At 68.8% G+C, this 9,111-nt stretch carries 6 protein-coding genes and 1 pseudogene; 3 read left to right on the top strand and 4 right to left on the bottom strand.

Annotated features, from left to right (window positions below):
• Both D0D37_RS47040 and D0D37_RS44415 read left to right on the top strand, forming a co-directional pair.
• A pseudogene (locus tag D0D37_RS47040) lies at positions 1 to 281 on the top strand (DUF6923 family protein); the annotation flags it as partial.
• Positions 282 to 371: 90 nt separating this feature from the next.
• On the top strand, positions 372 to 1,937 hold the full coding sequence (locus D0D37_RS44415; RefSeq protein WP_116206573.1) for an esterase-like activity of phytase family protein: 1,566 nt from the start codon (positions 372 to 374) through the stop codon (positions 1,935 to 1,937).
• Positions 1,938 to 1,953: 16 nt separating this feature from the next.
• Here the strand turns inward: D0D37_RS44415 and D0D37_RS44410 are convergent, their stop codons facing one another.
• Both D0D37_RS44410 and D0D37_RS44405 read right to left on the bottom strand, forming a co-directional pair.
• Positions 1,954 to 2,967: an autoinducer 2 ABC transporter substrate-binding protein gene (locus D0D37_RS44410; protein WP_116206572.1), complete on the bottom strand. Its 1,014-nt coding sequence runs from the start codon at positions 2,965 to 2,967 to the stop codon at positions 1,954 to 1,956.
• Between the two features lie 98 nt (positions 2,968 to 3,065).
• A complete protein-coding gene (locus D0D37_RS44405; protein WP_162834786.1) occupies positions 3,066 to 4,574 on the bottom strand; it encodes an alpha/beta hydrolase in 1,509 nt (502 codons plus the stop codon).
• Between the two features lie 52 nt (positions 4,575 to 4,626).
• On the opposite strand from D0D37_RS44405, the gene D0D37_RS44400 reads away from it, so the two are divergent.
• Positions 4,627 to 5,079, top strand: a complete 453-nt coding sequence (locus tag D0D37_RS44400; RefSeq protein ID WP_116206574.1) for a DUF4396 domain-containing protein — start codon at positions 4,627 to 4,629, stop codon at positions 5,077 to 5,079.
• A gap of 3 nt (positions 5,080 to 5,082) precedes the next feature.
• On the opposite strand, the gene D0D37_RS44395 is transcribed toward D0D37_RS44400, so the two are convergent.
• Both D0D37_RS44395 and D0D37_RS44390 read right to left on the bottom strand, forming a co-directional pair.
• Positions 5,083 to 5,871, bottom strand: a complete 789-nt coding sequence (locus D0D37_RS44395; RefSeq protein ID WP_244223895.1) for a hypothetical protein — start codon at positions 5,869 to 5,871, stop codon at positions 5,083 to 5,085.
• A 52-nt stretch (positions 5,872 to 5,923) separates the two neighbouring features.
• Positions 5,924 to 8,800 carry an AfsR/SARP family transcriptional regulator gene (locus D0D37_RS44390; protein ID WP_116206569.1) on the bottom strand — a complete coding sequence of 959 codons (2,877 nt, stop codon included), beginning with the start codon at positions 8,798 to 8,800 and terminating at the stop codon, positions 5,924 to 5,926.
• Positions 8,801 to 9,111: the final 311 nt, after the last annotated feature.

The raw sequence follows: 9,111 nt of genomic DNA, 5'->3' as shown, positions 1-9,111 counted from the left end.
CATCGTCGTCCCCGCCACCGAGCCAGCCGGATCTGCTCGTGCCCACCCCAGCACCGACCCCGTCCGCGCAACCACCGGACGTGATCATCCAGCCCATCCCGATGCCCGAACCCCCGGCACCGCCGCGCGCCGCCCCGGTGAAGGCAATCCCGAAACTGCCCGAGAAACGCGCGGCCAAAGCGCGCGACAACGTCAAGAAGCAGCGTCGCTGGGGTCTCACGGCGATCCTGCTGATCGTCGGAGGAGGTGCAGTAGCGGCTCGAGCACGGCGTGCTCGTTAACGCGGCGGTCGTCTCGATGACGGACGTTGTCCAACTCGGCCGTCGAGACTCCCCCAGGCGTCGAAAAGGCGCCAGAGGAGGAGAAAGCCGATGAAACGCGTGAAGATCGGGCTGGTCGCCGGGGCGCTGGTGCTGCCGCTGGCCGTCACGGGCCCGGCCGAGGCCAAGGGCCGCCCGGACGACCATTACCGGGTGCGGGCCGGGCACACGCTGCAGGTGCGCGGCGACGCTCAGCGCGACGGCGCGGTCGTGCGGCACACCGAGCCCGGGCACGGCGCGCTGGCCATCGGCCCGAACAGAGCGTTCCGCTACACGCCCGCCGCCGGGTTCACCGGCCGCGACACGTTCACCTACACCGTCAGCGACGCGGTCCGGCTGTACCCGACGGACTTGCCGCCGCTCGGCACGCTCGGCGGCGTCAAGATCACCGGCGCCGGATACGGTTCCGCGCTCACCCCGGTGCCGGGCTCGCGCGACGAGTTCTACGGGCTGGCCGACCGCGGTCCGAACGTCGACGCGCCGGACGGGTCCAAAGTGGAGCCGATCCCGTCGTTCACCCCTGCCATCGGCAAGTTCCGGCTCAAGGGCGGGAAAGCCGTGCTGGAGCGGAACATTCCGTTGCGCGCGGCCGACGGTTCGCCGTACAACGGCCAGGTCAACACCTTGGCGAGCACCGGCGAGACCATCGTTGACCTCAAGGGCGCGAAACTGCCCGCGTCGCCGAACGGCTACGACTCCGAAGGCCTGGTCGCCCAGCGCGACGGGACGTTCTGGGTGTCCGACGAGTACGGCCCGTTCATCACGCACTTCCACGCTGACGGCCGCGCGATCGAGCGGCTCTCGCCGTTCGACGGTTCGCTGCCGAAGGAACTCAACAACCGCGTGCCGAACAAGGGCATGGAGGGCCTCGCGCTCACGCCCGACGGCCGGACGCTCGTCGGCATCATGCAGTCCGCGCTGCAGCAACCGGACCTCACGAAGAAGCCCAGCAAGGTCCCTGCGCTGCGGATCGTGACGGTCGACCTGAAGACGCGCGCCACGCATGAGTACGCCTACCTGCTCGACAACCCGGACGAGACCGGCACCGCGGTCTCCGAGATCACCGCGCTCTCGGCAACCCGGTTCCTCGCGGACGAGCGCGACGGCAAGGCCGAGCCTGGCGCGTATAAGAAGCTGTTCGAGATCGACCTGAGCAAGGCGACCGATCTCGGCCCGGCGGCGAAGGTGCCTGGCGCGACCTACGACGCGGCCAAGGGCGGGCTGCTCGTCGACGGTGGCAAGAGCATCGAGGCGTACGTCGGCAAGGCGACCACCGCAGAGGCTGCTGACGCCCTCAAGAAGGTCGGCGTGACGCCGGTGACGAAGAAGCTGTTCCTCGACGTCGGCGGACTGGTGACCGGGCTGGACCCGAGCGGCGGCTTCTTCGGCCACGACAAGGTCGAAGGCGTCGCGACGACCGACGGCGGACGCACCGTGGTGATCAGCAATGACAGCGACTTCGGCATCGACGGCGTCGCGAATTCGGCGGCTCCGTACACGCTGCACGCCAAGACGCAGCCGAACGGTCGACCGGACGACGGCGAGTACCTGCAGGTGGACATGACGAAGCTGCCAGCTCGGACGCGCACGCTGACGGTGACCGTCGACGTGCGCTGACGTGCGCTGAGGACCGTCAGTACTTGAACTGATCCACGTTGTTCTGCGTGATCAGCAGGGGATCGCCGAGCAGGACCGTCCGGGTGGCCGCGTCGTAGCGCACCGCGGGAAGCTCCGGGCTCACGTTGTTCCGGGGCCGCAGCGGGGTGCCGGTCGCGAGCTGCTCGGCGGTCCAGGCGGTGAGGTAGCCGAGGGATTCGACGTTCCACAGCACCGTCATGGAGCAGGAACCGTCGACCAGGTACGGCTTCATCGTCTGCGGCGTGCCGGTGCCGACGGTGAACACCTGGCCGATCTTCTGCTGATCACGCACCGCCCGCGCGATGCCCGGCGTCGCCGTCGTGCACTGGCCGATCATGCCGGTGAGCTTCGGATGCCGGTTGAGGATGTCCTTCGCCAGCTTCGTCGCGGTGGTGGTGTCCTCGCCGGCGTACACTGTCTCGACCAGCTTCGCCCGCGGATAGTGTTGTGCCGCATACGTTTTCTCGGCTTCGATCCACGAGTTGAGGTTCGTCGCGGTGCGCCCGCACGAGACGATCGCGTACTCGCCGGCGCCGCCGGTTTTCTTCATCAGCGAATCGACCAGCGCCGAACCGATGCCCTCGGCTGTCGTCTGGTTCACGAAGACCTCGCGCTGCGAATCGGCGGCGTCGGTGTCCGTGGTGAGCACGTGGATGCCCTTCGCCCGGGCCTCCGCGATCGTCGGGGCCAGCTCCGCCGGATCGTTCGGGGCCACCGCGATGACGTCCACGCGTTCGGCGATGAGCTGCCGCAGGATCGTCGTCTGCGCCTCCGGATCGACGGTCGCCGGCGCGCGAGTGAACCACTTCGCGCCGAGCCGTCCGGCGGCCAGCATGCCTCCGGCGTTCATCGCGTCGAAGTACGGGATCCCGCCGATTTTCGGCACGAAGGCGATTTTCGCCGGCTCCGGAGCCGAATCGGACAGGACCGGCGAGCAACTGCCCGCCACCGCCGCCGCGGTCGCCACCAGCGCCGCACTCAGCACGAGCGTTCTGGTCCGCCCTCGCATCCCCCACCGTTCCCCGGCTACCTGACCTGGGAGCCGAAGGTAGGGCCAGCGGCGGCCGGGGGTCAACCGAAAGCGATCAAACGGTTACGCAAAAGAGTTCAACCGCCGGATGGCGCAGCCTCCTCTCCGCCCGCCGGACACGTCCCGTCCCCGGGCAGTTCACCGGTCAGCAGGTAGTGCGCGGCCTTGTCGTCGACGCACGGGTTCGGCTCGTTGAGGTAGGCCGCATGGTTGCCGCCGCCGTCGACGAGCAAGCTCGAACCGCGCAGTACCCGGTGCATCCGCCGCGCGCCGACGAACGGTGTCGCGGCGCCGTCTTTCCCTTGCAGCAACAGGATCGGCGGCACCGGACCCGAGCCGATCCGGACCTCCGGCGACGGCGGGACCTGCCAGAACGCGCACGGGGCGCTGTACCAGCTGTTGAGCCAGGCGAACAGCGGCGCGGTTTTGGCCGACCTCGCGGTGTCCGCGTGCCAGGTCGCCCAGTTGCGCGGCCAGCCGGCGTCGGCGCAGTTGTACGCCAGTTGGCCGGGGTCGACCGCGTACCGGGCCTGTCCGGCGGCGACGTTCAGCCCGGTCGAATCCCCGCCGCGGTGGCTCGCGACCGCCTGCATCAGCGACGGCCAGGCCCAGTCGCCGTACATCGCGGACGACAGCAGATCGTCCAATTCGGACACTCCGGTCTTGCCGTCCGCCGGTTGCGCCGCGAGTTTCTCGCGCAGCTCGTTCCACGCAGCCTTCACGGCGGATGCGGTGGTGCCGAGGTGGTATGTGCTGTCGCGCTCCGCGGTCCAGGCGAACAGTTGCTCGGCCCGCGCCTGCAACGCCGGGTCCTGCTGGAACTGCGTTCGATACGTGGTGACCGTCGGATCGACGACGCTGTCCAGGATCATCCGGCCGGTGTGCGCCGGGAACAGCGTCGCGTACGTGGCGCCGAGCTTGGTTCCGTAGGAATAGCCGAGGTAGTCGATCTTGTCTTTGCCGAGCGCCTCGCGGATCCGGTCCATGTCCCGCGCGGCGTTCTCGGTGGTGAGGTGCGGAAGCAGGTCTTTCCCGTTCGCCGCGCACTGCGCCGCGATCTGCTTGGCCAGGTCTTCGCGGTTCCGCTCCTGCCGAAGGCCGGCCGGTTGGTACGGCACCGCGGGATGCGGCGTGAGTTTCGTTGTGTCGCCACAGGAAACCGGTGTGCTCGCACCGATTCCGCGCGGATCGAAGCTGAACACCGCGTACTGCTGCGCGACGTCCTGCGGCAGCTGGCTGAACACGAGCTTCTCGGTGCCGAGCCCGGACGCGCCTGGCCCGCCGGGGTTCACCAAGAGGAAGTGCGGCGAGCTGAGACTGCCCATGCCGGACACGGTGAGGGTGATCTGCTTGCCGTCCGGCTTCGCGTAGTCGAGCGGCACCCGCAGGCTCGCGCACGACACTTGCCGGGGCGCCCCGGCCGGGCATTCGCCCCACTTGAGCGGCGACGACTGCGCGCTCGCTGGAGCGCTGAGGAAGCTTCCGAGGAACAGAACAAGGACGAATGCGGCGGCGCAACGGCGCGCCGAGTTGATCACCACACTTCCGGTTATACCGATTTGCCGGACGCGCCGGGGGACAGTCATCACATCGGGCGACCTTGCGCCAGATATACCCCGCAGGGGTATAGTCAGCGGTATGAACGAGCACGGAGCGTCTTGGTCCACCGCTGCCCAGGCGACGCTGCACTGCCTCACCGGCTGTGCCATCGGCGAAGTGCTCGGCATGGTTCTCGGCACCGCGTTCGGTCTGCACAACGCAGCCACCGTGGTGCTGTCCATCGTGCTGGCGTTCGTCTTCGGCTATGCCCTCACCATGCGCGGCGTGCTCAAGTCGGGGCTCGCGCTCGCGGCCGCCTTCAAGGTCGCGCTCGCCGCCGACACGGTGTCGATCGCGGTCATGGAGGTCATCGACAACACCGTCGTCGTGGCGATTCCGGGTGCGATGGACGCGGGGTTGTCGAGCGGCTTGTTCTGGCTGTCATTGGCTTTGTCACTCGCGATCGCTTTCGTGGTCACGGTTCCGGTCAACAAGTGGATGATCGGACGCGGTCGTGGGCACGCCGTCGTGCATGCCCACCACCATCACTGAGGTTCAGCAGGACGGCACCGGCGAATCGGCTCGGAGATCGGCCTCGGACACATAGTGTCCGGGGCCGATCCGGTTCCAGCGCGTGGTTCCGTCCACCGCTTCGCCGCGCACGGAACACTCGATCGGCACCTGAGCGGAATCGGCGGCCAATCCGGCTGGCGGCGCGTCGTTGTCCGCGGACGTGCGCACGACCACCGGGGCCCCTCCGGTCACCACGCCGGTGGCCGGAGCGGTGCCGGTCCACAGGAAAGTGACGTCGACGTAGCTGCTGCCTTTGAGGCCGAGGCCGTCCCAGAACGTGCCGTCGGCAAGGTCGAGACCGGCCGGATTCCGCACGGTGCGGCCGTGTTCGTCCTTGCCGCCGTTGAAGCCGTCTTGGTACGCCGCTTGTGCTTCCGGCACGCCTTGCGGCAGTGAACCGAACTGCGCGCGACGCTCGGCGGGGTTCCAGTAGTCGTCGTGTTCGTTCCACGGCCCGACATCCCACACCGGCGCGTACTCGCAGCGCGTGCCGTCGGTCCGGCATACCTTGACGGTGAAGGTCCCTCTTCCCTTGGAGGACACCGTTTTCGTCGACGGGAGCGCCACGAAATGGTCCCGTTCGGTGATCCGGTGCCCGCTCGAGGTGGTGCCGCCGACGAGCCCTTCGCGGGTGGCGTAGAGGCGGTAGGTCAGCGGTCTTTCCAGGACTCTTCTGCCGTGCTTCGGTGTGGCCGAGACGGGAGCGGGGGTCGACAAAGCGATAACCGCCACTGCGAGAAGGACGTGACCAGCCGCTTTCCTGGTGTTCATCAGCGCATCGTGGCCCGGCGCGCGGGATTGGCCGCGCAACCGGGCCCGCGCGTCAGGCGGACACGATCCGGTGCGGTCCGGTTTTGCGCGGCCGGTCGTCGACCGGGGCGTCGGCGGACAGTTCCCGGCGGATGGCCCGGGCGCGTTCGGCATAGCTGCGGGACCGTTCGGGCTGGCTGAGCGCGGAATGGAGTTCGCCGAGGAGCTGCGACACATGGGCTTCGGAACGGCGGTCCCCGTTGCGGCGGTGCACGCTCAGCGAGTTCACCAGCAGCAGCTGCGCGTGCGCGAGATCGCCGCTGTACAGGCAGAGTTCGCCCAGGTTCTGGTTCGCGTAGCCGACGCAGTGGTCGTCGCCGAGATCGATGAAGACGGCGATGGCGCGCGTGACGTGCTCGCGGGCCTCGGCGAGGTTGCCCTCGCGCTGGTGCAGAAGCCCGAGTCGTTGCAGCGCATGGGCTTCTCGATGCCGGTCGCCGATCTCGCAGGACAGCTCCAGCGCGTCGGTGTACCAGCGGCGGGCGGTCGCGTAGCACTTGCGCGCGACCCAGATCGAACCGATCGCGATCCGGATTACCGCTTCGCCGTGCGGATCGCCCGCTTCGCCGAACAGCCGGAGCGCTTCGTGACAGGGTTCGAGCGCGCGGTCGGTCTGGCCTTGCATTCGTAACACGGTGCCGAGGCCGGCGTGTGCTTCGCCGAGCCCTTGCTGGTCGCCGATGCGTTGGTACAGCTCGCGCGCGGCTTCGAAGGCGACCAGCGCGTCTGCGTCGTTGTCTTGGTACAGCAGGACTTGGCCGAGGTTGCGCTGGACGACTGCCTCGCCGCGGAGCGCGCCTGCCCGGCGTGCTGCGTCCAAGGCGAGCAGATGGGTGGCGTGCCAGTCGTCCTGGTGGCCGCGGAGGTCGAAGTACGGGGTGAGGGCCACGGTGAGCCGCCAGGTCAGGTCGTCGAAACCGCGTTCGGCGGCCAAGCTGACGGCGGCGACGCAGGTGGCTCGTTCGGCGGCGAACCAGGCGGCGGGGTCGGTCAGCAAGCGGTCTGCTTCCGGCGGCAGAGCCGGGGCGGTGTCGTCGTGGTACTGGCCGAAGAAGTGGATCGGCATTCGCTCGGCGGCTTCTACGGCCAGCGCCAGATATCCTTCGAGCACGCGGCCGATCGCGGCTTGCATTTCGTCGGGTTCGGCCAGTTCGGCGGCGTACACGCGCAGGAGGTCGTGCAGGCGGTAACGCGGCTGGCCCGCGACGTCCGTGGCGACGAGTTCCACCAGGTGCGCGTCGACGAGCACGTCGAGGACGTCGTCGGCGGACGGGCGGCCCAGGACAGCGGCGACTGCCCAGGCCGGGAATTGCACTGGACCCAGTGCGCCTAGCCGGCGGAAGGCCGCGGCGGCGGACATGGGCAGGAGGTCGTAGCTCAGGGTCACGCTTGCCCGGACCGCCAGATCGCCGACGCGCAGCTCGTCCAGGCGGCGGTGTTCGTCGTGGAGGCGGTCGGCGAGGATGCGCAGCGACCAGGTCGGCCGGTGGGTGAGCTTGGCTCCGGCCACGCGGATCGCCAGCGGCAAATGCCCGCACTGGCGCAGGATCGCGACGGCGTCTTCGGGTTCGGCGGCTACTCGCTCGTGGCCGACGATCCCTTCCAGCAGGCGCGCGGCTTCCGGCTCGGGCAGGAGATCGACGTCCACCGGGACCGCGCCGGGCAGGTCCGGCAGGCGGATTCGGCTGGTGACCAGCACCGCGCACGCGCCCGCGCCGGGGAGCAGCGGGCGTACTTGGGCGGCGCTGCCCGCGTCGTCGAGGACGATGCACATCCGTCGTCCGGCGAGCTGGGAACGCAGGAGTGCGGCGCGTTCTGCCAGGTCTCGCGGGAGGCCGGGGTCCGGGATGCCCAGTGCGCGCAGGAGTTCGGCCAGCACGCTCATGGGCGAGCGCGGGGACGACGAGGTTCCGGCCAGGTCCACATGCAACTGTCCGTCGGGGAAAACGGCGCGGACCGCGTGCGCTACCCGTACGGCGATTGAGGATTTGCCGATTCCTGGTGCGCCGGACAGGACGACGATCGTGGGGCGTTCCGCTTCGGCGTGCTGGCGGAGTTTCGCGACCAGGTGCTTCGTTACCTCGCCGCGACCGGTGAAATCCGGGAGATCCAGGGGCAGCTGGCAGATCGGCGGGATCTTGGCGCAGGGAACTTCGAGAGTCGTGCGGAGTTCGCGGAGTGCTGCGCCGGGGCTCGCGGACAGTTCGTCGGCGAGGGTTCGTTCGACTAGTTCGTACGCTTCCGCGGCTTCGCTGCTGCGGCCTGCGTCGCGCAGCGCGGTGATCAGGTGGTGCCAGAGTTCTTCGCGCAGCGGGTGTTCGGTGACCAGGGCGCGGAGTTCGGCGATGACTTCGTTGTGGCGGCCCAGGGCTAGACGGGCGCGCAGGCGTTGTTCTTGTACTGCCAGGCGTAATTCGTCCAGGCGGGCGACCTCGGGGCCCCAGGTTGGGTCGTGGGGGAGGCCTTCCAGTACTTCGCCGCGCCAGAGGGCATGGGCTTCGTCCAGGAGAGTCAGGGCGGTTTCTGGGCAGTCTTGGGTTTCCCAGGCTTTCGTTGCTAAGCGGGTGAACACGAGGTGGTCGAGTTCGTCTTCCGGGACGGTGAGGAGGTAGCCGGAGGCTCGGCTCGTGATGCGGTCGGCTAGGTCGGGCGACGTTTCGGCCAGGCGTCGGCGGAGGGAGTGGACGTAGGTGCGGATGTTGGCGGCTGCGGAGCGCGGGGCGGTGGTCGGCCACAGGACTTCGACCAGGGCTTCGGTGGACACGACGATGTTGGGCTGGAGGGCCAGTGCGGCCAGCAGCAGCCGGGGCTTCGGGCCGCCCAGAGGTACGGCCCGGCCCTCGGCGACGACCTCCAGCGGCCCCAGGATCCGGAAGGTCAGCGAAATCAATTTACCCGCCTTGGCGGCAAGGTCCCCATGGTCGGCATGCTAGGAGCGTTTGCGCCGGTTAGCTAGATCCACTGGGGGAGGAATGACCCATATGGGGTGATATCGGGGGTGGATGTCACGGGGTGTTCGCCTGGGATGGGGTGAATTGTTTTCACGTGCGGCTCGTCGCCTGGCGGCGACATTGCTGCCCTGGTTGCGTGGGGCACCCCGAAGCTTGATTGTGCTGACGGTCGGTGGGTGCTTGTCGAGGCGGGAAAGATGCCTTGACAAGCACCCGCCGACCGCAGGGAGGCTTCGTATCGGGGTGCGGG

It is taken from the genome of Amycolatopsis circi (assembly GCF_003385235.1).
Classification (GTDB): Bacteria; Actinomycetota; Actinomycetes; order Mycobacteriales; family Pseudonocardiaceae; genus Amycolatopsis; species Amycolatopsis circi.
The sequence above is the reverse complement of the archived record's forward strand: the minus strand, read 5'-3'. Positions and strand labels throughout refer to the sequence as shown.

What these genes read in the sequence shown, in the direction of transcription:
- D0D37_RS44395 (WP_244223895.1), bottom strand. Translation starts at nt 5,871, where the DNA reads ATGAACACCAGGAAAGCGGCTGGTCACGTCCTTCTCGCAGTGGCGGTT.
- D0D37_RS44400 (WP_116206574.1), top strand. Translation starts at nt 4,627, where the DNA reads ATGAACGAGCACGGAGCGTCTTGGTCCACCGCTGCCCAGGCGACGCTG.
- D0D37_RS44410 (WP_116206572.1), bottom strand. Translation starts at nt 2,967, where the DNA reads ATGCGAGGGCGGACCAGAACGCTCGTGCTGAGTGCGGCGCTGGTGGCG.
- D0D37_RS44405 (WP_162834786.1), bottom strand. Translation starts at nt 4,574, where the DNA reads ATGACTGTCCCCCGGCGCGTCCGGCAAATCGGTATAACCGGAAGTGTG.
- D0D37_RS44415 (WP_116206573.1), top strand. Translation starts at nt 372, where the DNA reads ATGAAACGCGTGAAGATCGGGCTGGTCGCCGGGGCGCTGGTGCTGCCG.